Source organism: Pseudomonas izuensis, from assembly GCF_009861505.1.
Classification (GTDB): domain Bacteria; phylum Pseudomonadota; class Gammaproteobacteria; order Pseudomonadales; family Pseudomonadaceae; genus Aquipseudomonas; species Aquipseudomonas izuensis.
Genome location: NZ_WTFT01000003.1, coordinates 261,777 through 285,529, shown reverse-complemented (window position 1 = coordinate 285,529; position 23,753 = coordinate 261,777). Strand labels below are relative to the sequence as shown.

The following is a 23,753-nucleotide window of genomic DNA, read 5'->3' as shown; positions in this document are numbered from 1 at the left end:
GTCATGAACGATCTGGTCTATGCCGGTAACAAAACCCTGTACCTGATTCTGCTGATGGTGGCCTGGCCGATCATTGTCGCCACGGTGGTCGGCCTGGTGGTCGGGTTGATCCAGACCGTGACCCAGTTGCAGGAGCAGACGCTGCCGTTCGGTTTCAAACTACTGTCGGTGGCGGCGTGCCTGTTTCTGCTATCGGGTTGGTATGGCGAAACCCTGCTCGATTTCAGTCGTGAAGTCATGCGCCTGGCGTTGAGTTAGGCCGATGTCGGTCACGTTGTTTTTCGATCTATACGCGTTGTTCGCCGCCGCGATCCTGGGCGTTGCACGGCTGGCGCCGATTTTTTTCATGCTGCCGTTTCTCAACAGCGGCGTGCTGACCGGTGCCGGGCGTCAAGCGGTCATCGTGCTGGTGGCGCTGGGGTTCTGGAGTTACATCGGTGTGCCGTTGCCGGCTCTCGACGGGTTGGCGTTCTTTGGCCTGCTGCTGCGCGAAGCCGGTATTGGCGTATTGCTGGGAGGCCTGCTGTGCTGGCCGTTCTGGGTGCTACACGCCATGGGCAACCTGATCGATAACCAGCGCGGGGCGATGCTCAGCAGCACGGTAGACCCGGCCAACGGCGTCGACACTTCAGAGCTGGCGAACTTTCTCCAGCTTTTCGCCGCCGCGGTGTATCTCGAAGGCGGCGGCATGTTGTTGATGCTCGAAACCGTCGGCCACAGTTACCGGATCTGTGCACCGGCGAACGGCTGCGAGGTGCATTTGCAACCGATCTTGAGTTTGTTGGATGCACTGGTGAGTAAGACACTCGTCATCAGCGCACCGGTGGTGGCCACGCTGTTGGTCAGCGAAGCGCTGCTGGGTTTGCTCTCGCGATACGCACCGCAGATGAATGCGTTTTCGGTATCGCTGACGGTCAAGAGCCTGGTGGCATTGGTGGTGTTGATGCTGTATTTCGGCGTGCATCTGCCGGACGAAGTCCTGCGCATGGGGATGAAGTCCCAGGCGTTGGAGCATTATCTGGGTGCCGATGGGGAGACGGTCGATGTCGTCCAGCGCCTCGAAGACTGAGAAACCCACAGCCAAGCGCCTGCGCGATGCTGCCCGCAAAGGGCAGACCTTCAAGGCCAAGGATCTGGTCATCACTTGCCTGACCCTGTGCGGTATCACCTACATGGTGTTCAACAGTTCGCTGATTGAAATCATGGAAGTCTATCGACGCATCATTGCCAGCGACTTCGATGCCGACCTGCAAAAGTACTCGGCGATGTTGGTGGTGGCGGGGCTTAAGGCACTGCTGCCGCTGTTGTTGGTGTGCGTCTTGACCAGCGCGTTGCCGGCGTTGCTGCAAAGCGGTTTTGCCCTGGCCAGCGAAGCTTTGAAGCTGAACCTCGGGGCGTTGAACCCGATCAATGGCTTCAAAAAACTGTTCAGCCTGCGCACGGTCAAGGACACCGTCAAAGCGTTGCTGTACCTGGGCAGTTTTGCCCTGGCGCTGTGGATCGTCTGGGTCACGCAGCGGCAATTGCTGTTTGCCCAACTGTTCGCCCAGGCACCGGATCTGTTTGCGATCTGGGGCCATTTGCTGCTGGTGCTGGTGTTGGCGTTTCTGCTCTGTGTCCTGTTGATCGTCGTGCTCGATGCGCTCAGCGAATACGCGTTGTTCATGAAAGATCAAATGATGGACAAGGATTCGGTCAAGCGCGAACACAAGGAGCAGGACGGGAACCCGGAAATCAAAAGCCGCCGCCGTGACTTGCACATGGAGCTGCTGTCGGAGCAGGTTAAATCCGACGTGCGCAGCTCGCGGATGATCATCGCCAATCCGACCCACATCGCTATCGGTGTGTATTTCCGCCCGGAAATTACCGTGCTGCCATTTATCTCCCTGATGGAAACCAACCAGCGCGCCCTGGCGGTTCGAGCCTATGCCAGAGAGGTCGGTGTACCGGTGATCAACGACATCGCCCTGGCCCGACGGATCTTCAAGACTCACCAGCGCTACAGCTTCCTCCAGATGCAGGAAGTCGAAGAAGTGCTGCGTCTGTTGATCTGGCTCGAACAGGTCGAACAAGCCTGATCCCAACCCTTGTCCTTGTAGGAGCGAGCCTGCTGGCGATGGTCGAGAAGGCGCCGCGTTCATTCAGGCAACCCGCGTCATCGTTAACGTCCATCGAGAGCAGGCTCGCTCCTACAGAAAGGACAGGGGCGTTATCCATTCCGGCGTTGGCATGAGCGCAATTTGGCAGCGCCCTCGCCAGCGCTTTGGCTCAATGCACACGTCAGCAGCGCTGGCGTTTTTTCAGGAGTGTGGCTGATGAGTCGCAACAACAAAGAAGACGAGCAGGTCGCCCTTGACGTCGTGGATGCGGTGCTCGCAGGAGCACCATTGAAAGATGTGAAAGGCATCAGCGATGAGCAGATGAACAGCTTGTATGCCTTCGCTTACCAGTTTTATGAACAGGGTCGGCTCGACGATGCCGAGAAGTTCTTTCACTTCCTGTGCATCTACGACTTTTACAACAGCCATTACTGGATGGGGTTGGCGGCGGTTCAGCAGCTCAAGCAGAACCACCAGAAGGCAATCGACCTGTATGCCATCGCCTTTACCCAAGGCAAGAACGACTGGCGGCCGATGTTTTACAGCGGTCAGTGTCAGCTCGCGCTGGGCAAGATCGCCAAGGCGCGGCTGTGTTTCGAGTATGTGCTTGAGCACGCTTCGGAAGAGGATCTGCGCAAGCAGGCTCATGTGTATCTCGACACCTTGAGTCAAATTGAAAAGGACTGTTCGGAGGACTGAAGATGACTGAAATCACAAACATGCCGCGTCCGATTTTTCGGGGAGGGCTCGACCGCTCCGAGGCTTTTGAAAAATATGGCAAGGCCGCCACCCAGGCCGCCAGAACGGCGGGCTTTCAGAAAGCCGGCCAGGAGGCGCTGGCGGGACTAATGTCGGTGAGTTACGAAAACGGTGAACAGCGTAAGCCAGCCGCAGGCTTGGGACGGCCGCAACTGCATCCGCCACCTGCTGATGGAAATAAACAGGAAGTCAACGGAGATCGGTTCACGCTGTTAATGGCATTGATCAGCGAAATGCTCGGCGAGGTCGATAACAACAAACTTAAAAATCGCCTGGCGATGCTGCAAAGCATGGCCAGCGCCAGGCAGCAAGGCCATGAAAAGCTGGCAGCTGAATATTCCGCCGCCGTCGAAGCACTGGCGGCAGCCGAAGAGGCCGTCGATGGCAGCCAGGAAAGACTCGAGAAATTGCGCGAGCGGGTTCAGCATTTTCAGGGGCTGCTGAAGGAAAGCGAGGCCCGTCTGGCCGGGCTTGATCCCGATTCACCAGAGTATGCGAGCGAGTTGGCGCGTCGTGACCAGCTCAAGGGGGAGTTGGCGGACCACACCCAGGCGTTTCAAAAAGCCACCGATGCGCACCTGAAACTGGTTGAAGTCGCCAATGCCTGTGCCAAAACCCTGGCCGTGGTGGCTGCGAAAGTGCAAGAGGCTGGTCTCGGCGGTTCCTCCATCAAGGAGTCCAATGAAAAGGCACTGAGCAGCAGCGCGCTGGCGCTGCTGAACCGATTGAAGATCATTGAACTGTTGGGCGACGCTGCGCAGAACAAGGAAGAACTCAATCAGGAGCTGTTCCTGGAGCTGCAGGCCAAGCTTCAGGAGCACATGAAACTTGAGTCGGAAAAATATCTGGAAGAAGTTCGCAAGGCCGAGGCTTTGCAGAAAACCATGGGTTGCATCGGTAAGATCATTAGCGCGGCGGTGCTCGTTTTCGCGGTTGTTTCCCTCAATCCGGTTCTGATTGGGGTCTCGGTGGGGCTCATGATTATCGGCCCGGACATCATGGCTGAAGTCATGAAACCCTTGATGGCAGTGATGCAGGAAGCCATCAAGCTGTTCTCCGATGTGTTCACCAAACTTTTTGGAGAGGATGTCGGGCAAATCCTGGGCATGATCACCGGGGTGTTGGCCACTGTCGCTGCCGTCGCCGCCGTGGCCATCGTCGGGGCTCAGTTGATCGGGTCAATCATCAGTGCCATTGCAACCAGACTGACTTCGATGTTGACGCAAATCGCGCCGCAAACGATGCAAACGCTCAATCAACTGGCGACATCGGTTGGCAACACGCTGACCCGGGCATTGGCGCAGGTACGCAGCTTCCTTTCCAACGGCGCCGATCCGGTTTCCCTGGCCCGTTTTACAGCCAGAGTCGAAACAGCTCAGACCCTCACCGAATTCAGTGGCGTAGCGGTGCAGGGCGGATTGCAGATAGCAAGCGGCACCCATCTGGCCCAGGCTGCCGAACACCTGGCGGACGTGCGAGTGCGCATGGCGATCAGCGAAGAAATCACTTCCTACCTCACTCGACTGGTGGAGGACTATGGCAGTGCGATGCAGAACAGAACCCGCCAGATCGAACAGGTGATGGCCGATCTGCAGCGCAGTCATTCCGTGAGCCTGTATATGGCTCGGCATGTTTGAACTTTTCGATAAAAGGAATTTGTGATGACCACGATTCACACGGCTGTCAGGGCCGCGCCTGCGGTATTGACTCATGATCCGGTCAGCGACATCGGCCTGAGCGAATTGATTGCTCAGGAGCAATTTTCAAAGGATCACAAAAGCAAGCTGGCGTCAGATTCGGCATCAATTGACCGGATCGTCGAAAAGCAGATACTGCGAAACGGTCAAACCAAAACGCCTACCGCTGCAGAGCTTGAAGGCGCAATCAACGCCTACCAACCCACCGAGTCCGACTGGCAAGACTTCGTTGCAGGCATGAGCTTGATTGATGATGAAGTCAGAAACGATCTGATTTTCGACCCCGGTGCTTGGGAGAAGCACGCGAACGTACTGGTTGCCGCCATCATCGCGCTGAACATCGCAAGGGTAGCCAACGCGCAACTGCGAGGGCATTTCAGTGTCATGGCCGCCGACGCCGCCAAGGCCCAGGGGGCTGCCATCGTCGAGTCGGGCAAGGCTGCGTTGAATAGCGCAATCACTACGGCGATAGGCTCCGGTGCAATCGCCGGCTTCGCTATGTTCCATACCTTGCAGGGGCAAGGAATGAAACATGCGGACATCAACCTGCATAAACGCAATTCCCTCGATGCCAGCAACCTCGAACGCGATCTCAAGCATGATCGCAACCGCGATGACTGGAACCCGCAAACCACCTACAAGATCAAGACCTTCGACGATTTCGGCCGCACCACGTCAGTGGATTTCAAACCCAAGGGCGCCACATTGACACCTCAGGAACAGGCCTGGTTCGACGGAGAAATCCTTAAGGCGCAGAAGGTCGGACAAACCTCCGATTGGCTGAGTCAGATGGGTGGCAAGGGCATTGAAAAGAAACTGGAAATCGGTCGGGCGCTCAATGCCATGTCGATGAGCATGAGCCAGGTGGTGTCGAACATAGTGCGCATGGCTGAGCACGCTGCACGGGAAAAAGAGGTGTTGCAGCAAAGCGCGCAGAGCTCCCAGAAGAGTTTGAGCGACGAGGTCGGGCAGAAAGATTCGGCAGATGCCGCGTTGTTGCAAAAGCTGATGGAGATGGTGATGCAGCTGTTTCAATCGCGTATTGAAGTCATTGGACGAGTCTGAATAGGGGAACAACATGAAAGTTAATGATTCCGTCCTTCCAACCGTTAGACCATTGGCAGACTTCAACGTTGTCGCTGATGCACCACCGCCCCCTGAAAAGGTGCCTGAGGTGCATGCCGCGTTTTCTCTGTCGCAATTGCTCGACCATTCGGTGAAAACGCTGGGTCACCACGTCGAAAACCTGCTTAAGTCTTCTCCGAATACGTCCGGGATAAGGTCGCAGATGTGGGCCCGGCAATTGGGGCAATTTGGCTCGGTGGCCACTTATTGCCTGCAAACACTACCTATGGAACAGCGTCAGAAACTGTTCGACGAACAGAAACGGATCGAGCGCAGCTTGAGCGCGATGAGCGTTCCGGCCGAGATCGCGGACGATTTAGACGCTGGTGTGAAATCGTCGAATGACTTCTTCGACAAGCTGCTCGAACTCATCGACCTGATCAAGAACGGCTACCTGGCCGGTTATGAACATATCATCGCGGCTTACTCGGAGTTTTTTAAGGACTTCAACGCGGAAATAACCGCGAAGATGAAGGACTGGATCGAAGGCGCCGATGAGGGAAAAGAGGTCAAGCTAAATGCCGGTGCATTGAGAAGGGCATTGGAAACGCTTCTTCAGAAATACAGTCACCCCAACCCTGCCTCGGTGTTGTTCCCGAAGCCGGGTCAGGGAGGCGCGAGCCGGGAAGAAGCGGAAAAATGGCGGGAAGCACTGGGCCTGCCCGCCAGTTGCCTGAAACAAAATGCCGACGGCACATGGTGCGTAGTCATCGATACCGGGCCGCTTTCGAAAATGGCGGAAGGCCTGCCGCTCTTTGGCACTGTGACCTGGGATACCGCCAAATTCCAGGCTTGGCAAACGGGTTTCAATGCCCAGGAGGAACGCATGAAGAACATGTTGCAGTCCTTCACGCAGAAGTATTCAAATGCAAATTCCTATCATGACAATTTCAACAAGACGTTGTCTTCGCATCTGAGTCAGTTTGCAGACATGCTTAAAGCGATGTTGAATTTTTGATATGGATGTAAAAACTTAAAGCAAGTAAATTTCATACATAAGGCAGGCCTATCGCTGATTCGTTTGAGTCGGAGTTACGCCTGCGTTTTACTGCATGGGGAATGTTAATGTCGAAGAAAATGGTGGCTGAGCTTGAAGTTGAATGCCAAGTAATAAAGGTGTTGTCAGATTATTTTCCGGCAGTTCGCTGGAAAATTGAGCTCGGATCGCGATTGGTGGAGGATTTGTGTGTGGATTCCATAAGTCTAGTTGAAATCGTGATGTCGCTGAATGATTCGTTCGGTATTGAACTGCCAGAGGTTGGAGTGGAGGAGTGGAGGAGTGTATTGGATATTTACGTTTCGGTGAAAGAGAGCGTTTCGCACATTGGATGAAAATTTAATTATTCATTTTTGTGCTGTGCAGGCTAGCTCGTTTTTCGTATCTGTTGTGTTCAGTGGGGCGGGCGAAGGCGTATAAGCTTTTACCAGGTGTGTTGTTGTGGAGTTATTTTTGTTTTCTGATGCAGATGACCTCCCGGTATGGGTGGTCATCTTTAAAGGATGGCTGATTAGGTTAGTGTAATTATTGGATTTGGGCGGTCATTCAGTTGTCTTGCCAGATCGGTGTCTACAATTTCAACACTCAACAGTTTGTCGAAGAGATCAAGCTGGTTGTTGGAGATCAACGCGTCCAAGGAGTCATAGTCAACTTCTGAAAGTTTGGCATCAATGAATTTTACGGTTTGTTCGGAAAATTCGCTGTGGATAATCCCGTTAATGGACTCCAACTGATACATGGCAAGCGCTGGAAGCAAGGAAGTTTCTACATAGTTGGGCTCGTGATAATCGTTAAGATGGTTCTCTTCCCTGGGGGTTAATGGCAGGTTAAGTCTGCGGGCTTCGGTCAGTTGAGTATTGAGTTCGGATTTTAGGTCGAGAATTTGAAGGAAGGTAATTTGGCTCTGCAAAATGTTCTCGAACTCTGCTTTGCTTTCTATTTTTATTTGAGGGATCTCTTTTATTTCATCATTTTTTTCGAAGGCGTAGGATTTGTCCGTTACTGATTTAGCAGTATGTGCAAGCGTCGTGGTTGTCCCCATCACTGAAGCGTGTGTTTCGACACTATGAGCAAGATTAATCGGGAAATGATTGGTTCCACCTTCGGCATAGAGTTCTTTGCTGACCGGTGTCATGGTGGCTTTAGATATGAAAGCAGTATGACGGCTGTCTTTGCTGCTTTGATTTTTTGATGCACTCAATTCATATTTGGAGTACTCGTGGTCTTTCGCATGGGGCTGATCGAGGCTGCCTTCTTCATAATTGACATTCAAATATCCGCCGGAGAGTACCTGGGAGGCCAGCGTCCATCTATGGTAGTGGGGACTATCCTCGCCACCCAAACCTCTGTCTTTTACACTAAAAGTATGCAGGCGCAAGTTCCAGCCTTGATCATTATTTGACATTAGATAAAGTTTCGTGAATAGAGGCGAGTTTGCCGAGCTTTTTTGGCATTGCTCGAACAAGGCAGGGTCTGATTTTATGTGTTTAAGTATCGAAATTATTTCTTTTTTTGTAATGCTATCAATGTCGCCAGTAATGCCTGGCTTGTGTTGGAAGCCAATTTCATTTTCTTGATTGAATACGGCGTACCGGTGACTGATTTCATTAAAGATGCGGGTATATGTTTGTTCGTTGCTTGTGTGTTCGGTGTGGTTTTCAGTCGGTGGTAGGGGGGCACCCGTTGGAGATAGTGAAGTGGTAAAAAAGTGAGGGGCTGACTGGCTGATTTGCATATTTATTACGCTATTGATTAATGAGATATTAATATTCTGTTTTTGGTGTTTTTTGGCGCTATTAAATAACGCTCCTCGATGATTTGTTTGGTGGTAAATATTGTTTTTGCTTATTTTTAATGTCTCGGAAAGTTTTGGATTTATGTAGTGAGATCCTACAATTTTTGTCGTATATTCTTACGAATATAAAGTTAATCTCCTACGGAATCCCCCCGCTCAACTTCCTATAGTCACGCCGCTTGTCATCTTGAGCCTGCCACCCACAGCCTCAATTGCGCTTCAGTAACTTTCTATAGAGATGTCTCAGAGTATGGACAGTGCAACTGATCAAATGCCGGCCACGTCATTCGTTTTTGACCACTGGCTACTGCAAAGCGATGGAACGCTGATGCGAGATGGACATGGAGTTCATGTCCCGCCCAAAGAATTGAACGTGTTGCGCCTGTTGCTGAAATCGGCAGGAACGGTGGTTAGCAAGGATCATTTGCTGGACCGGGTATGGCCCGAGACGGATGCGGCCGAGGAGTCGTTGACCCGTTGTATTTATGCCTTGCGCAAGCTGCTCAAGGAGAACAAGGATTTCATTGCGACGGTGTACGGCCAGGGTTATCGATTCACCTGTCCGGTTGTCGAACTCGACGTACCGAACCAGGTGAGGACAGTAGCGCCCTCGCTGGCTGTTCTGCCGTTTCGCGATCTGGGCGAGACTGCTGCGCTGGATCTGCAGGATGTGTTGATACGCCAATTGACCACGGCATTCGGCGAAGCGTTGCACATTATCCCCTCTGGATTGATGGCGGGTTGCGGACAACCGGTCCATCTGCGGTCGCTGGCGGGGCAGATGTCGGTGGACTACTGCTTGAGCGGGCGCTTTACGGGCACGCGTGAGCAATGTCGCTGGTCGGTGGAATTGATCCGTGGCAGTGATCACGCGCTGATGTATGGACAGACGCTGGATGCCACTGACCTTACAGAGGCGCTGGGCGCTTTGACTTGTATGGTTGCGCAGCGTGTTCCCAGGCTGCGTCCAGTCGGTGATGCCTGTGGGTCATATCCGGCCGCGGTGGCTTACCTCAATGGTTTGTGCCGCCTGCATCAGCACACTCCGCAGGGCCTGCGCGATGCCTTGGTGCAGTTTCGACAATGCCTCAAGCAAGATGCCGGATATGCACCGGCCTGGTGCGGGATGGCGGATGCCTGGCTGGGGCAGGCGATGATCGGCTTGTGTTATCAGGGGCGTGCGATTGAAGAGGCACAGACGGCAATATCCAATGCACTGACACTCGATTCCTCCAATCCTCTGGCACTGACTCGCCTCACTCTGCTCACCAGTCTGCGCGGTTGCGAGCAGGCAGCCCAGGTGCTGTTCCGCCGCTGTCTGCTGACTGCCGATCAGGCTGACGTACATTACTTTCATGCATGGCATCACTGGTTCTGGCGGCGCAATGAGCAGGCGGCACAGAGTATCGACAAGTGTCTGCAACATGATCCGGATTGTGTACGGGCGCAGGTCTTGCGCGTGCGTATCGCGCTTTCGCAAAGCCCCACAGAGGCAGTGCTCGTGGCTCGTCGGGTCTTGCAGCAAGGCGGTATGGGCAATCCTCTGTTGGTGATACTGCATGCCGTGGTATTGGCGTATTTCGGTCAACACACGGCGGCCTGGCATGAGCTTGAGCGAGCCGGTCTGGTTGAAAGCGCTCTCGGTGAGCAAGGGTTGGCTGCCTGGAATGTGCTATTCGGGGGCAACCCACTGATCGCCCGCAGTCAGTATGCAAACTGGTTGCGCCTGATGAAGTCTCCAGTCATTGGCAAAGGGCAGGGGGGAGCAGTCGTTGCGCCGCTCTGGCAATCGTTACAGCGTTCGACAGGTATTCGGCATCAGACGCCGATGCTGGGTTTTCCATTGCAGGACCCGCTGACGCTCGATGATGGACGGCGCCTGGCATGAATCCGCGCAAGGTCAAATGGCTGATCGTGCTGGTGTGTCTTGGCGCGGGTCAGGCGCAAGCCTGGTGCTGGAGTCGGGCAGGGGAGCTACATGCCATCGAGCCTGAATTGCTTCGGGCTATTGCCGATGTCGAATCGGGATTGCGGCCGGATGCAATCAACCAAAACAAGGACGGCACGCGAGATATCGGGTTGATGCAGATCAACAGCAGCCATCTGCCCCGATTAAGTGCCCAGGGTATTACCGAGCAGCGCCTGCTGGCAGAGCCTTGCCTGTCGGTTGAAGTCGGCGCGTCGGTGCTCGCGGATTTCATCGCTCGTTACGGCTACAACTGGACGGCGGTGGGCGCCTACAACGCCGGCAACTCACCTCATAGGCAAGCCGCGCGTCTTCGCTATGCACGCAAGGTCTGGCAGCGCTATCAAGTGGCCACGGCGCCATGAGCAGGCCGGCTGAAGATTCTGATCCTCTGCAAGGTGCTATCCGCAGAATTCGATCAGGAATCCCGCAGCCGGTCTTTCTAACATGGCCGCTCATTTCACAGCTCTGGAGCTTGAACGGTGACAGTTCTGACGGCCCCCACCTTGCAATCGTGCGTGCTACGGATACTCAATGGTCCGTTGCAAGGTTGTGAATTCCCCCTCGGCGAAACCACCACCCTGTTCGTGGTAGGGGCTGTTGATCTGCTGGGGGAGGGGGGCCTGACGGCCAGCGTCCCGGCGGATGCCATTTTTGTTCCTCTGGATGAGGGTGGCTGCAATTTTGAGGTGTTGGCCGATCAAGTCACGTCGGACGGCGTGCCGTTGCGAGTACTCAATGAGTCAGCCGAAATACGCGTCTACGCCTTTCAGACCCGGGAGCAGATCGGCGGCCTGTACATCGCCTTGCGTCGTGAAGACCAATCCTGGGCCCCCGAACTTCTGCGACAGCCCTGCAACGCTTCACCCGATGCAACCGCTGTTGTATGGAGGCGTGCGCCTTCGACCCGATGGGTCGCCTGCGGTCTGGCACTGGCTGCGCTGGTCGTGGCGGTTGGCATCCGGGCGGTGCCGGAACCGACACCGGAAACCGATATCCGCGCGTTGATCGCGGGCGTCAGTGCAGAGGTCGAGGTGCTGCGTGGTCGTGACCATCGGGTTTACGTATTTGTGTCTTCCGAGCGTGATGCCGGCTGGAGTCGACAGGTGCTGATGCGCGACAACACGCTGAACGGCAAGGTGCTGGTGATGGACCAGGAGCGTCGCCGTCTGGAGCAGTTGCTGATCGACCATGATCCGCAATTGGCCTGGCATTCCCTCGATCTCAAGGACCCGTCAGTACCGCGACTGCTGCTCAGCGCCCAGCGCAATCTGCTGACGCCACAGAAACAGACAAGGTTGCTGGAAATGCTGTTGGCGGCCGCTCCCTATGCCCGGGATATCGCGGTGCAATTACAAGATGACCACCTTCTGGCCAGCCTGGCTGAGGAGGGCTTGCAACGCCTTTCACTGAGCTTCAACCGGGTCGGGCAAGGAGACGGTGTCACGTTCGCGGTGACGGGCAATTTGCAGGATTCCGAACTGGCCGCCGCTCGCCAATTCGTCGACAGCTTTTACCGGCAGTGGGGTGATCGCTACGTGCATTTCACTGTCGAGCTCAAGGACGACGCGCTCAAGGACAAGTCGTTTCAAACCGGCCCGCAGGGCTACGTCAAGATGACCTCGTCATCCTGGCATTTTCCGACACAACACTGAAAGGTGACACATGGCTGATCCTGGTATTCCCGTCTTTCCAATCCAATTCCCGGATGATTTCCTCGGGCGTCAAGCCGAAGGGTTTGAGAACGGTGCAAAAACACTTAAGGAGGCGCTGGATGCAGCACTCGACGCACTGAAGGGCGATGCTTCCGACCCGGCAAAACTGGCGGCATACCAGACCGCATTTTCCTCCTACACAGTATTCCGTAACGCCCAGACCAACACGATCAAGGGCTTCAAGGATATCGACATGGCAATCATCCAAGCCGCTCGCTGAGGATTACGTTTCAACTGGCCATCGGTTCCTGACCATGGCCCTTTTCTTGAGTGCATCGCATGTTTATCGAAAACATCTCACTGGCTGATATTGAGCCGACAGCCTTCGCGCAATTGCGCGGCCCGCAGGAAGGTCCGATCGTTTCCCTTGAGTCGCGGTTGATCGATGCGTTTGCCGGTTCCGCGGTGAACAGCGAGCAGGACGTTGCAGCGATCAATCAGCTGATGCAACGCCCGGACATCACCAACCCCGAAGTACTGAGCCAATTGCAGGAGCGGACAGGGCAATACAACGTCGATATCAATTTGCTCAACGTGCTGGTGCGCAAAGCGGTGGGCACGGCCGAAACCTTGTTGCGTGCGTCATGAAGCCAGCGGTGTTGTTGATGCTGTTGTGCCTGGTGTTGTCCGGATGTCGCCAACCGAATCTGCTTGAAGGGCTGGACCAGCAACAGGCCAATGAAGTCCTTTCAGTGTTGCAGCGAAATAACATCGCGGCAGTGAAAGTCGACGCCGGCAAAACCGGCTATGCGGTGAAAGTCGATCAGGTCGATTTTTCCGCGGCCGTCGATTTGCTCAACCTCTATTCGCTGCCTTCCCGGCCTCGCCTGCAGGTGGCAGAGATGTTTCCCGCCGATTCTCTGGTGGCTTCGCCCCGCGCTGAAAAGGCCCGGCTCTACTCGGCGCTGGAGCAGCGCATCGAACAGTCACTGGGTGTGCTCGAAGGCGTGGTTTCAGCACGGGTACATGTCAGTTACGACCTGGATGCCGGTGAAGGCGGGCGCAAGTCGCCGCCCATTCACCTCTCGGCGGTGGCGATCCATGAGCGAGATGTCGAGCCGCAGTTGCTGATCACCGACATCAAGCGTTTTCTCAAGAACAGCTTTGCGGCAGTCGAGTACGAGAACATCTCGGTGGTGTTGTCGAAACGTTCGCCGACACAGCATGTCGCACCCTCCGTGGCTGCCACGCAGGGGCAATCGCATTGGATGGGGTTGTTGGCTGTAATGACCGGATTGCTGTTGGTCGGTGGTGCAGCCTGGGCATACCGCCGTTCGAACGCAGGGCAGCGCGATGTCTCACGCTGAATATTTACAGAGGATTCTCGCTGAGCCACTGAGTTATCTGCACCCGCAGCGCCTGACGGTACCGGCAGGTTTCGATGGGCCTGAAGCAAGGAACCTGCTCAATCGGATAGTGCTGGAAGGTATGGCGTTACAAGGTTCATGGCCTTCGACGCCGATGACCGTCGTGGCGAAACAATGGGTGTGCCACTGGCGGCAATTGCCCCATATCGCCAGGTTGATGGGTATTCATCGCCTGATGCCCGATCTGGCGCGAGGTGCGGCGCTACTCTGCCTGCCATTACCGGTTCGCCGGTTCGCCGGTTGCAGTGTGGGAGCCAGGCGCAGTCTGTCGATTGAATCCTTGCCTGTTTCACTGGAGCAGGTCGAAGCCGCCGGTCTCAATGCGCTATGGAGCTGGCACGAGCAAGTGCCTCCCATGTTGCTCGAACGCCTGATCCTGCAATTTTCCGAACCGGTGGTGCGCTTGCACAGGCAATGGCCGGTCACCGAACCCGATACAGCCCTTTACTTTCTGGCGGTGCAGCATGCTCGACGCTATCCGAACCCTGACTGAACTCCCCGAGTCGAGTGATGTGCATTTGTCCTGTGAGGACATGGCCGCCACGCGTCGACGCAGAAGCTTGCAGCAACAGGCCCGGCGCTGGGCTCGTGATTGTGTCGAGCAAGCTCGGCGTGATGCCACGGCGGTTCATGCCCAGGCTTTTCAGGAAGGCTACGCCGAGGGCATCTTGCGCGCGACCGGGCATTTGGCGAGCGGCTTGTTGGAGTCGCAGGCGCTCGGGTTGCAATTGCGCAAAGACCTGGCGCAGGCCGCCCACGGTTTGCTCGCACAAGCCTTGAGTCGTCCCGAATGGCTGGACGACATGCTGGAGCGCTGGCTGGCCGAGCAGCAGGGCGACTCGGGTACGGTGCTGCAAGTGCTGTTGCCAGCGCATTGTCGATTGCGTGGCGATGAACTGCGCGAACAATTGCGCAGGGTGTGGCCCGGCGAACTGGTTATCGACTATCACCCTCAGGAGCGCTATGTGGTGCGGCTCGCTGATCAGCTACTCGAATTCGATGTTGAAACGACCCGGCAACGAGTGGAGCCGCGGTTGTTGGCGTGTGTCGCAAATCTGCCGGAGTCGGTTCGTTCACTGGACCAGACCTCTATGCAGGCGCTCACGGACCTGTGTTCGACCTTCGTCGAGCGTTCGGGCGGCGCCACACAAATCGAGGTCCGTCATGAAGATTGAAGCCTTGAACAATTTTACCGCGCCTGAACGCAGTGGAGACCCATCGGTAGAGCCGCTGGAGTCGCGCCTGCTGGCGGTTAGCCGGGACCTGCCCGCTAGCAAGCGCCCGGACCCTGACTTCGAGCGCTTGTATCAACAACTGTTGGCAATGGAAGGGCAAGGTGAGAAGGCCATTTATGAGTTCCTCCGCGCGTTGCGGGGTGCCGATGGAGAATCCCCCGCCTATCCATCTGCCAAGGCGTTGATGGCGGTCACGCTACAGGTTCTGGTCCGGCTGAAAGACGAGGGTCTGGAAAAGTCGCGGATCTATAAGGAAGTCAGCGGCGCCAATGGTCTGGCGTTCAGCGTGGACCTCTTCGTCAAGGGCTTCATGCGGGAAGTGTTTCAGCCGATGGGGGATGAGGCGTGGGAGAAGAGTGAGTGGTGAGGCGGGCGAATGGTTTTGAAATCCGTTTATTAACAGACAGGGAAGATAACGATGCCGGGCGCGATTAGTAATTCGATGGGTAATTTGCGTGTTTCTTCAGACAGCGGCGTTTCATCTTCCATTGGACAGACGTCTGGCTCCTTATTTGAAGCGCTTGATCTAGCTGTGACGGATTCTCAACGAGACAATCTGGTTACGGTGGGGGTGTTGGGTTCGCCCAGGGCAATCAAAGCAGGGTGGGAGAAATTTGATCGCTCGATATCACTCCAATTGAAGCACTGCGTTGAGGAGTTAGGCGAGACAGACCTGAAAATGCGAGAGCAGATACAACACTTTGTTGAAAGTGGGCAGCAGCCCGATGCCACCTCCAATGATGATTTTGTCATTCGACTTGATGAGTTAAATGAATCGGATACCCAACAAACGCCGGTAAGTCGAATGCACTCGGTTATTGATGCGGCCTGTTGGGTGCTCGATAAAGCCAAGGACCACGGGGGCAATGTGGCCAACGTCGCGGCACGCACAGGGACGATTGTTACCGTGACCTCGTTGTTGCGCGATGCGGTGGCTTTTCTGGTGGCGAAAATGATCAGTGAAGACGAGCCGCCTGAGGCCGTCCGGGAAGGGCTCACTATCGCCTTAACCATGATTGGGCCTGCGCTGATCCTGATCGGAGCCTTACGCGATGAGTGTTCAGCAACAGCCACTCTGAAGTCACGGCTCGGACGAGTCCTGATGTCCTCCATTTTCATGGGGAGTTTTATTGCGGCTCAACTGACGGGCGCAACCTCTTCCATGTTGACCGCTGCAGCCAGGGTCACCGTTTACACTTTGAGCCGGGATATCATCAATGCGTTCGTTCCTTTGAACGACAACGCTGGTGCGCCAAGCAACACGGCAGTCGCAGTAAGCATGGCAGGCTATGGAGCAATGCAATTTGCATTGGCAGAGCTGGCGGACCGGATGCCGCTCCACGGTGCGGCGCGGCACGCGGCTGCATTGGATTACAGTTTTTTCGCGGATCTGCTGCACAGTGTTACTAATGGATTCGGAGCGGTTGCGGACGATTACCTCTTGCCGCTGTGCAAACATTGGTTTCCGATATCACGTTCGGTGGGTATTGAATCTCAGGTTAACGACCCGGAGTCATTACGTAAAAATGTGCTGGAAGTCACTGCCGGGCTACGGCTCGCCAATAGGCATCAGATCGGCAATTCATTTTTTTCTGTTACCGCAGCTCGAACAACAGCCTTTATGGCGATCATTGCTGTCGCGTTTGCAGCAGACTCCCTTTTAGCTGATTCCGAACTTGGGGAAGATACTCAAAGCCGTGTATTGAGAGTCATTGAAGCAGGAATGCTCATGCTGATTTACTTTCCATTCATCTTCATGTGCTCTCAACGGACTGTCGAGACACCTGTGCAATTGAGTGAAAACATCACCCCATAAACTCAATGATGTGCAGGTCAAGTGTTTTTCCGGAGGTCTATTCGACCTCCGGATGGCAGCGCTTCCCGCCCACTGGCACCCCATTCATGCAGTCTCTCGCGTGCAGCCCTCCACCCCGGCTATAATCCCCGCCACTTTTCGCCGCCCCGAGTCCAAGCCGCCCATGTACACCCTGGCCCGTCAGCTGTTGTTCAAACTTACCCCGGAAACCTCCCACGATCTGTCCCTGGACCTGATCGGCGCAGGGGGGCGTCTTGGGCTCAACGGTTTGCTGTGCAAGGCCCCGGCGAAGATGCCGGTCAGTGTCATGGGGCTCGACTTCCCGAACCCGGTGGGGCTGGCGGCGGGCCTGGACAAGAATGGCGCGGCCATCGACGGTTTTGCGCAGCTGGGCTTCGGTTTCGTCGAGATCGGCACCATTACCCCCCGTCCGCAACCGGGCAACCCGAAGCCACGGTTGTTCCGCCTGCCGGAAGCCGAGGCGATCATCAACCGCATGGGTTTCAACAACCTCGGTGTCGATCACCTGCTGGCCCGCGTGGCGGCCGCCAAGTACAAGGGCGTGCTCGGCATCAACATCGGCAAGAACTTCGATACCCCGGTCGAGCGTGCGGTCGACGACTACCTGATTTGCCTGGACAAGGTCTACGCCCACGCCAGCTATGTGACGGTCAACGTCAGCTCGCCGAACACCCCCGGCCTGCGCAGCCTGCAATTCGGTGATTCGCTCAAGCAGTTGCTGGCTGATCTGGCCGAGCGTCGTGCGGAACTGGCCTTGCGTCATGGCAAGCATGTACCGCTGGCAATCAAGATCGCCCCGGACATGAGCGACGAAGAAACCACGCAGGTTGCGCAAGCCTTGATCGAAACAGGCATGGACGCGGTCATCGCGACCAACACCACGCTGAGCCGCGTGGGCGTTGAAGGCATGGAGCATGGCGACGAGGCGGGCGGTCTGTCGGGCGCACCGGTTCGTGACAAGAGCACCCACACCGTGAAAGTGCTGGCGGCGGAGCTGGGCGGTCGCTTGCCGATCATCGCGGCGGGCGGCATCACCGAAGGCAAGCACGCGGCCGAGAAAATCACCGCGGGCGCGAGCCTGGTGCAGATCTACTCGGGCTTTATCTATAAAGGCCCGGCACTGATTCGTGAATCCGTAGACGCTATCGCTGCCTTGCGCTAAGGCAAGGGGCCTTTGTGGTGATGGGATTTATCTGTGGCGAGGGGATTTAACGAACCGTCGCACCGCCCCGTTCGGCGGCGAAGCCGTCGTAAATCCGGTGTCCGCGTTCTACCTGATTCACCGTGTTGTTTGTTTTTGGGGCCGCTTTGCGGCCCAACGGGGATAAATCCTCTCGCCACAAAGTCCATCCCTGACAGATTTTTTCCGGGCATAAAAAAGGGCTCCTTTAAAGGAGCCCCTGGGCCGGAGCCCGCCGTCCGGATGGGACGTGCGTGGTTAATTCGTTACGTAATCAGATTGTGTGTCGGAGTGTGTGCCCTGTGTTAGCCGACGGCGTGAAGTTCGTTGAGTCTGTGGATTCCCGCAGTGCCGGTCATACCGTCCCAGTTGTCGCCGCGTCCTTCTCGCCAGCCGTTGATCCAGGCTTGACGTACCGACGGTAGAGTAAATGGGCAAAGCTCACGGGATTTGCCACCAACGCCATATTGATATCCGCGCAAAAATGCTCTTTCCAACGGATCACGCTTAAGTCTTCTCATAGGGTGTAGCCCTCACTTGTTGACTGTTTTTATCGCGTCGACCTCTATTGAGGTCAGGCAGAAAAACTCTGCCGTTGGGGCTCGCTGCCGGCGTGGCGAGCCAAGGTGTTGACGTCATTGCGGCGCCAACCTGTATTGAGTTCTAACCAATGCGTCACATCGAGGGAATGATCGTTTTGTCATAAGGACGTAACTATTAATGTGCTATGGCCATAAGCAACACGATGTTTGTGCCGTATTTATTAGTCAAAGCCCTGTATGATCGGCCCCCCGCAGGATGAAGGGGTTAATCCTTTGGTGAGAATGCCTCGCGTTGCAGTGTGGCATTATTCGACGAAGGGTCGACTTATGACATTTTGTTGCATCAACTTTTTTATCTGTCCTTGCATCTAAGCTCATTTAACCCGAGCAGCAGGGGTGGAACGGCACACCTTCGTGCCACGCGGGCGCTCTTCGAGAAAAGCGCCTGATTGAAAACCGGGCCGGCAATGCGTTGCCGGTTCACTCAGCCAAAGGCGCAGAAATTCTCATGTCCGATCGTTTCGAACTCTTCCTCACTTGCCCAAAAGGCCTTGAAGGCCTGCTCATCGAGGAAGCCGTCGGGCTTGGCCTTGAGGAAGCACGTGAGCACACCTCTGCCGTGCGCGGCATGGCCACCATGGAAACCGCCTATCGCCTGTGCCTGTGGTCGCGCCTGGCCAACCGGGTGCTGCTGGTACTCAAGCGTTTCCCGATGAAAGATGCCGAAGATCTCTATCACGGCGTGCTCGACATCGAGTGGCAAGACCACATGCTGAATGATGGCACCCTGGCCGTCGAATTCAGCGGCCACGGCTCGGGCATCGACAACACCCACTTCGGCGCCCTGAAGGTCAAGGACGCCATCGTCGACAAGCTGCGCACCCCGCAGGGCGACCGTCCGTCCATCGACAAACTCAACCCGGACCTGCGCATCCACCTGCGCCTGGACCGTGGCGAAGCCATTCTTTCCCTCGACCTCTCGGGCCACAGCCTGCACCAGCGTGGTTATCGCTTGCAGCAAGGCGCGGCGCCGCTGAAGGAAAACCTCGCAGCGGCGATCCTGATCCGTTCCGGCTGGCCACGCATTGCGGCCGAAGGCGGCGCGCTGGCGGACCCGATGTGCGGTGTCGGTACATTCCTCGTCGAAGCGGCAATGATCGCCGCCGACATTGCGCCGAACCTGCGTCGCGAGCAATGGGGCTTCACCGCCTGGCTCGGCCACGTGCCGGCGCTGTGGAAAAAACTCCATGAAGAAGCGTCCGAACGCGCGGCAGCCGGCCTCGCCAAACCACCGCTGTGGATTCGCGGTTACGAAGCTGATCCGCGCCTGATTCAACCAGGCCGCAACAACGTCGAGCGTGCTGGCCTGAGCGAGTGGATCAAGATCTACCAGGGTGAAGTCGCGACCTTCGAGCCGCGTCCGGACCAGAACCAGAAGGGCCTGGTGATCTGCAACCCACCGTACGGCGAGCGTCTGGGTGACGAGGCGAGCCTGCTCTATCTCTACCAGAACCTTGGCGAGCGCCTGCGTCAGGCCTGCCTGAACTGGGAGGCGGCGGTATTCACCGGCGCGCCGGACCTGGGCAAGCGCATGGGCATCCGCAGCCACAAGCAGTATTCATTCTGGAACGGCGCCTTGCCGTGCAAGCTGTTGCTGATCAAGGTGCTGCCGGATCAATTCGTCACCGGCGAACGTCGTACGCCGGAGCAGCGCCAGGCCGAGCGTGAGCAGGCGGCTTACGATCAGGCCCCAAGCGAGCCGCAAGAGCGTCAGTACAACAAAAACGGTAACCCGATCAAACCGGCCCCGGCACCCGCGCCGGTGGTCGAACTGCCGCGCCTGAGCGAAGGCGGGCAGATGTTTGCCAACCGTCTGCAAAAAAATCTCAAGGCGCTGGGCAAATGGGTCAAGCGCGAAGGCATCGATTGCTACCGCGTCTACGATGCAGATATGCCCGAGTACTCCATGGCTATCGATCTGTATCAGGATTGGGTCCATGTCCAGGAATATGCCGCGCCAAAATCCATCGACCCGGCAAAAGCTTCTGCACGTATGTTTGATGCCCTGGCCGCGATTCCGCAGGCGTTGAACATCGACAAGAGCCGTGTGGTGGTCAAGCGTCGCGAGCGCCAGAGCGGCACCAAGCAGTACGAACGCCAGGCAGCGCAAGGCAAGTTCGTCGAAGTGAATGAAGGCGGCGTGAAGCTGTTGGTGAACCTCACTGATTACCTCGACACCGGCCTGTTCCTCGATCACCGGCCGATGCGTATGCGCATTCAGAAAGAAGCGGCGGGCAAGCGCTTCCTCAATCTGTTCTGCTATACCGCCACCGCCAGTGTTCACGCGGCCAAGGGTGGTGCGCGCAGCACCACCAGTGTCGACCTGTCGAAAACCTATCTGGATTGGGCGCGGCGCAACCTGTCGCTGAACGGTTTCTCCGACAAGAACCGCCTGGAGCAGGGCGATGTGATGGCGTGGCTTGAAGCCAGTCGTGACGAGTACGACCTGATCTTCATCGACCCGCCGACCTTCTCCAACTCCAAGCGCATGGAAGGCATCTTCGACGTGCAGCGTGACCAGGTGCAATTGATCGACCTGGCCATGGCGCGGCTGGCAGCCGGCGGGGTGTTGTACTTCTCCAACAACTTCCGCAAGTTCGAACTGGAGGCCAATCTTAGCGAGCGTTATGCCATCGAAGAGATTACCGCCCAGACCATCGATCCGGATTTTGCCCGTAATGCCAAGATCCACCGCGCCTGGAAAATCACGGCTCGTTGATGGTGGATCCTCTCCCGTAGGAGCGAGCTCTGCTCGCGATGTTCGACAACGATAACGCGTATCTTCTGGATGTACGCGGTGCCGCTGAGTCCATCGCGAGCAAGCTCGCTCCTGCAGGGTTTTCAGTGCTGGTCAAATTAGTGGCTAATAGCTATAACTCAACTCATGGCCAAAGGGCTTTCCCGCACCTGGCGTTTTGAGTTGCGTTTATGTCGTTGCACGCCGTGCGCCCAAAGATCCTGGGTTTTATCAGCGAAGACGTTTCGGCCTGGCTGGTCGCGCTTCTGGTATTGCTCGTCGGCGGGATTCTCACGGGATTGCTGGCCTGGTCGACGCTCAACCTGTTTCATCATCAATTGCGGCAACGTTTCCAACTGCTGGCCAGTGAACGCTACAGCCGTATCGAAGAACGTTTCGAAGACCAGGAGCAGCGCCTCGATGGCCTGCGCCGGTTCTTTGCCAATTCCGATTCGGTGACCCGAGAGGAATTCAACGGGTATACCCAACCTCTGCTGCACCGGACCCAGGCGTACTCGTACGCCGAACGGGTCAGGGGAGATCAGCGGGCGGCTTTCGAGCGCCGCGTGCGGGACGAGGGCCTGAGTGGTTTTACCCTGCGCGAACTCAATGCCGACGGCCAGCTGCAATTGGCCGCCGAACGGGATGAGTACGTGGTCGTGCTGTACAGCCAGACGCAAAGCAAACTTGGCTCGCCGCTGGGCTACGACCTGCTGGCTCAGCCGATGCGACGCGCCACCCTCGAGCGGGCCGACCAGCATGGGCGCATGGCGGTGTCGCAACCGATGTACCTGGTCAGCATCGAACCGGCCTATGCGCGGGGCGTGCTGCTGGTCGCGCCGGTCATGCTGCGCAATGACCCGGATGGCGCAACCGGCAAGCCATTTGGATATGTCATGGCGGTGATCAGCATGCGCCAACTGTTGGCCGACGACTTGCCGGAGGCGGGCCGTGATTATCTCGCGGTGCGCATTCTCGACTTATCCACCGAGGAACAACACGAAGTACTGTTCCAATCACCGAACCCTCCCGCCGTCAGTGAGTTGTCCGCGACCCGACTGTTGCGCCTGGCCGATCACGAATATCAAGTCGATATCCAGCCCAGCGAGGCGTTCCTGCAGGCCAACCATTCGTCGGTGACCACCCTGGTGGTGCTCGGAAGTTTGCTCAGCGTACTGCTCAGCGCCTTGCTCTACGTGCTGGTCAGCCAACGGCAACGGGCGCTGAAAATGGTCGAGCAGCGGACCCAGGAACTGCGCGCCCGCGAACAGGAACTGCGCGGCACCCACGGTCAGTTACGCGGAGTGCTGAATGCCGCCACCCAGGTGGCGATCATCGCCACGGACCTACGCGGAGTGATCACCACCTTCAATGCCGGTGCCGAGCAAATGCTCGGCTACACCGCCGCCGAAGTGGTGGGGCACATGACCCTGGAAAACCTGCACTTGCCCCGGGAGCTCGCCGCACGTTCCGCCGAATTGAGCGCGCGATTCGGCAAGCCGGTGCCGGCCTGCCACGCGATGCTGGTCGAAGGCAGCATCGAGGGTGGACACGAAGCGAGGGAGTGGACGCTGGTGCGGGGCGATGGCAGCCATTTAACGGTCAACATGCTGGCCACGCCGGTGCTCGACGAGCAAGGCTTGTGGGTCGGGCATCTGGCAGTGTGCATCGACATCACCGAACGCAAACGGGTGCATGAGGCGCTGGCTGCGCGGGACCTGCTGTTGAAGAAACTCAGCGCCCACCTGCCCGGCGGGATTTACCAGTTCAAAATGGAGTTCGACGGTCGCTTCAGCGTCATCTATGCCAGCGACGGTATTCGCGAGATCTACGAACTCGACCCGGACGTGCTACTGCTCAATGCCGAAGCGATCTTCACGCGGATTCATCCGCAGGACACGACGCGCGTGCGCGCGTCGATCCGGGCCTCGGCGGAAACCCTCAGCCCCTGGCGCGAGGAGTACCGCGTGCAATTGCCCCAGCGTGGTCTGCGCTGGGTCCGCGGCGAGGCAACGCCGGAGGAGCTTCCCGGTGGCGGCGTACTGTGGCATGGCTACATCTCGGACATTTCCGATTTGAAGCGGGTGGAGGAAGAACTGCGCGCGCTGTCGGTAACCGATTCCCTGACCGGTATCCACAATCGCCGCTACTTCCAGGAGCGCCTGACCAGCGAGATGGCCCGTGTGGAGCGTGGCGGCGGCGAGCTGTCGGTGATCATGCTCGACATCGACCACTTCAAACGCATCAATGACCAACACGGCCATGCCGTGGGCGATCGGGTGTTGCAGGCGGTGTGTGAGCGTATTGGTCAACGGTTGCGGCGCACGGATGTGTTCTGCCGCCTGGGGGGCGAAGAGTTCATGGTGTTGTGCCCGGACATCGGCGGCGAACAGGCCCATGTGCTGGCGCTGGAGCTGTGGCAAAGCTTGCGCGGTGCACCGATCGGCGAAGTGGGGGTCGTCACGGCCAGCTTCGGGATTGCCAGTTGGCGGGTCGGCGAGGGCGCGGATGCGCTGCTACTGCGGGCGGATTCGGGGGTTTATGCGGCGAAACAGGCGGGAAGGGATCGGGTACAGGGGGAGATGAGCTGAACCGGGTTGCACCCGAAACCTGTAGGAGCCGGCTTGCTGGCGAAGGCGTCG

The 23,753-nt window shown here is 56.9% G+C and carries 23 protein-coding genes; 21 read left to right on the top strand and 2 right to left on the bottom strand.

Going from position 1 to position 23,753, the window contains the following annotated elements; translation table 11 throughout:
• The first annotated feature begins 3 nt into the window (after positions 1–3).
• The 8 genes from GPL81_RS03020 (at position 4) to GPL81_RS02985 (ending at position 7,012) form a co-directional block, all read left to right on the top strand.
• On the top strand, positions 4–258 hold the full coding sequence (locus tag GPL81_RS03020; RefSeq protein ID WP_059404610.1) for an EscS/YscS/HrcS family type III secretion system export apparatus protein: 255 nt from the start codon (positions 4–6) through the stop codon (positions 256–258).
• Positions 259–262: 4 nt separating this feature from the next.
• Positions 263–1,069: a type III secretion system export apparatus subunit SctT gene (gene sctT, locus GPL81_RS03015; RefSeq protein ID WP_160105139.1), complete on the top strand. Its 807-nt coding sequence runs from the start codon at positions 263–265 to the stop codon at positions 1,067–1,069.
• A complete protein-coding gene (locus tag GPL81_RS03010; protein ID WP_160105138.1) occupies positions 1,044–2,078 on the top strand; it encodes an EscU/YscU/HrcU family type III secretion system export apparatus switch protein in 1,035 nt (344 codons plus the stop codon). The genes sctT and GPL81_RS03010 overlap by 26 nt, the downstream gene beginning before the upstream one ends.
• 237 nt (positions 2,079–2,315) lie before the next feature.
• Complete coding sequence (gene sicA, locus GPL81_RS03005) at positions 2,316–2,798, top strand: type III secretion system translocator chaperone SicA (protein ID WP_160105137.1); 483 nt, start codon at positions 2,316–2,318, stop codon at positions 2,796–2,798.
• Between the two features lie 2 nt (positions 2,799–2,800).
• Positions 2,801–4,495, top strand: coding sequence for a type III secretion system translocon subunit SseC family protein (gene sctE, locus GPL81_RS03000; RefSeq protein WP_160105136.1), 1,695 nt, complete (start codon positions 2,801–2,803; stop codon positions 4,493–4,495).
• Between the two features lie 24 nt (positions 4,496–4,519).
• Positions 4,520–5,620 carry a cell invasion protein gene (locus GPL81_RS02995; protein WP_160105135.1) on the top strand — a complete coding sequence of 367 codons (1,101 nt, stop codon included), beginning with the start codon at positions 4,520–4,522 and terminating at the stop codon, positions 5,618–5,620.
• Between the two features lie 13 nt (positions 5,621–5,633).
• The gene (locus GPL81_RS02990; RefSeq protein WP_160105134.1) at positions 5,634–6,638 is read left to right on the top strand and encodes an IpaD/SipD/SspD family type III secretion system needle tip protein; all 1,005 of its coding nucleotides are present in this window, start codon (positions 5,634–5,636) and stop codon (positions 6,636–6,638) included.
• 107 nt (positions 6,639–6,745) lie between these two features.
• The gene (locus GPL81_RS02985; protein ID WP_160105133.1) at positions 6,746–7,012 is read left to right on the top strand and encodes a phosphopantetheine-binding protein; all 267 of its coding nucleotides are present in this window, start codon (positions 6,746–6,748) and stop codon (positions 7,010–7,012) included.
• 176 nt (positions 7,013–7,188) lie between these two features.
• Here the strand turns inward: GPL81_RS02985 and GPL81_RS02980 are convergent, their stop codons facing one another.
• Positions 7,189–8,412: a hypothetical protein gene (locus GPL81_RS02980; RefSeq protein WP_160105132.1), complete on the bottom strand. Its 1,224-nt coding sequence runs from the start codon at positions 8,410–8,412 to the stop codon at positions 7,189–7,191.
• Between the two features lie 298 nt (positions 8,413–8,710).
• On the opposite strand from GPL81_RS02980, the gene GPL81_RS02975 reads away from it, so the two are divergent.
• From GPL81_RS02975 to GPL81_RS02925, 11 genes are all read left to right on the top strand, one after another.
• Positions 8,711–10,360, top strand: a complete 1,650-nt coding sequence (locus GPL81_RS02975; protein ID WP_343038516.1) for a winged helix-turn-helix domain-containing protein — start codon at positions 8,711–8,713, stop codon at positions 10,358–10,360.
• Positions 10,357–10,803 (top strand): transglycosylase SLT domain-containing protein, encoded by a 447-nt coding sequence (locus GPL81_RS02970; RefSeq protein WP_160105130.1) that lies wholly within the window; start codon positions 10,357–10,359, stop codon positions 10,801–10,803. Before GPL81_RS02975 ends, GPL81_RS02970 begins: the two co-directional genes overlap by 4 nt.
• Positions 10,804–10,920: 117 nt before the next feature.
• Complete coding sequence (locus tag GPL81_RS02965; RefSeq protein WP_160105129.1) at positions 10,921–12,093, top strand: PrgH/EprH family type III secretion apparatus protein; 1,173 nt, start codon at positions 10,921–10,923, stop codon at positions 12,091–12,093.
• A 10-nt stretch (positions 12,094–12,103) separates the two neighbouring features.
• Entirely contained in the window at positions 12,104–12,373 is a 270-nt protein-coding gene (gene sctF, locus GPL81_RS02960) for a type III secretion system needle filament subunit SctF (RefSeq protein ID WP_160105128.1), read from the top strand.
• 59 nt (positions 12,374–12,432) lie between these two features.
• Positions 12,433–12,741 (top strand): type III secretion system inner rod subunit SctI, encoded by a 309-nt coding sequence (gene sctI, locus GPL81_RS02955; protein ID WP_160105127.1) that lies wholly within the window; start codon positions 12,433–12,435, stop codon positions 12,739–12,741.
• Positions 12,738–13,460 (top strand): EscJ/YscJ/HrcJ family type III secretion inner membrane ring protein, encoded by a 723-nt coding sequence (locus GPL81_RS02950; RefSeq protein ID WP_160105126.1) that lies wholly within the window; start codon positions 12,738–12,740, stop codon positions 13,458–13,460. The genes sctI and GPL81_RS02950 overlap by 4 nt, the downstream gene beginning before the upstream one ends.
• Complete coding sequence (locus tag GPL81_RS02945) at positions 13,447–14,013, top strand: secretion system protein (protein ID WP_160105125.1); 567 nt, start codon at positions 13,447–13,449, stop codon at positions 14,011–14,013. Before GPL81_RS02950 ends, GPL81_RS02945 begins: the two co-directional genes overlap by 14 nt.
• A complete protein-coding gene (locus tag GPL81_RS02940) occupies positions 13,985–14,695 on the top strand; it encodes an oxygen-regulated invasion protein OrgB (protein ID WP_160105124.1) in 711 nt (236 codons plus the stop codon). Before GPL81_RS02945 ends, GPL81_RS02940 begins: the two co-directional genes overlap by 29 nt.
• Complete coding sequence (locus tag GPL81_RS02935; RefSeq protein ID WP_160105123.1) at positions 14,685–15,122, top strand: hypothetical protein; 438 nt, start codon at positions 14,685–14,687, stop codon at positions 15,120–15,122. Before GPL81_RS02940 ends, GPL81_RS02935 begins: the two co-directional genes overlap by 11 nt.
• A 51-nt stretch (positions 15,123–15,173) precedes the next feature.
• The gene (locus tag GPL81_RS02930; RefSeq protein ID WP_160105122.1) at positions 15,174–16,571 is read left to right on the top strand and encodes a hypothetical protein; all 1,398 of its coding nucleotides are present in this window, start codon (positions 15,174–15,176) and stop codon (positions 16,569–16,571) included.
• Between the two features lie 163 nt (positions 16,572–16,734).
• Positions 16,735–17,754 carry a quinone-dependent dihydroorotate dehydrogenase gene (locus GPL81_RS02925; RefSeq protein WP_160105121.1) on the top strand — a complete coding sequence of 340 codons (1,020 nt, stop codon included), beginning with the start codon at positions 16,735–16,737 and terminating at the stop codon, positions 17,752–17,754.
• 323 nt (positions 17,755–18,077) lie between these two features.
• On the opposite strand, the gene rmf is transcribed toward GPL81_RS02925, so the two are convergent.
• The gene (gene rmf / locus GPL81_RS02920; RefSeq protein ID WP_003223300.1) at positions 18,078–18,293 is read right to left on the bottom strand and encodes a ribosome modulation factor; all 216 of its coding nucleotides are present in this window, start codon (positions 18,291–18,293) and stop codon (positions 18,078–18,080) included.
• A gap of 529 nt (positions 18,294–18,822) precedes the next feature.
• Here rmf and rlmKL point away from each other — a divergent pair.
• On the top strand, positions 18,823–21,093 hold the full coding sequence (gene rlmKL / locus GPL81_RS02915; RefSeq protein ID WP_160105120.1) for a bifunctional 23S rRNA (guanine(2069)-N(7))-methyltransferase RlmK/23S rRNA (guanine(2445)-N(2))-methyltransferase RlmL: 2,271 nt from the start codon (positions 18,823–18,825) through the stop codon (positions 21,091–21,093).
• 209 nt (positions 21,094–21,302) lie between these two features.
• Positions 21,303–23,702: a sensor domain-containing diguanylate cyclase gene (locus tag GPL81_RS02910; RefSeq protein ID WP_160105119.1), complete on the top strand. Its 2,400-nt coding sequence runs from the start codon at positions 21,303–21,305 to the stop codon at positions 23,700–23,702.
• Positions 23,703–23,753: the final 51 nt, after the last annotated feature.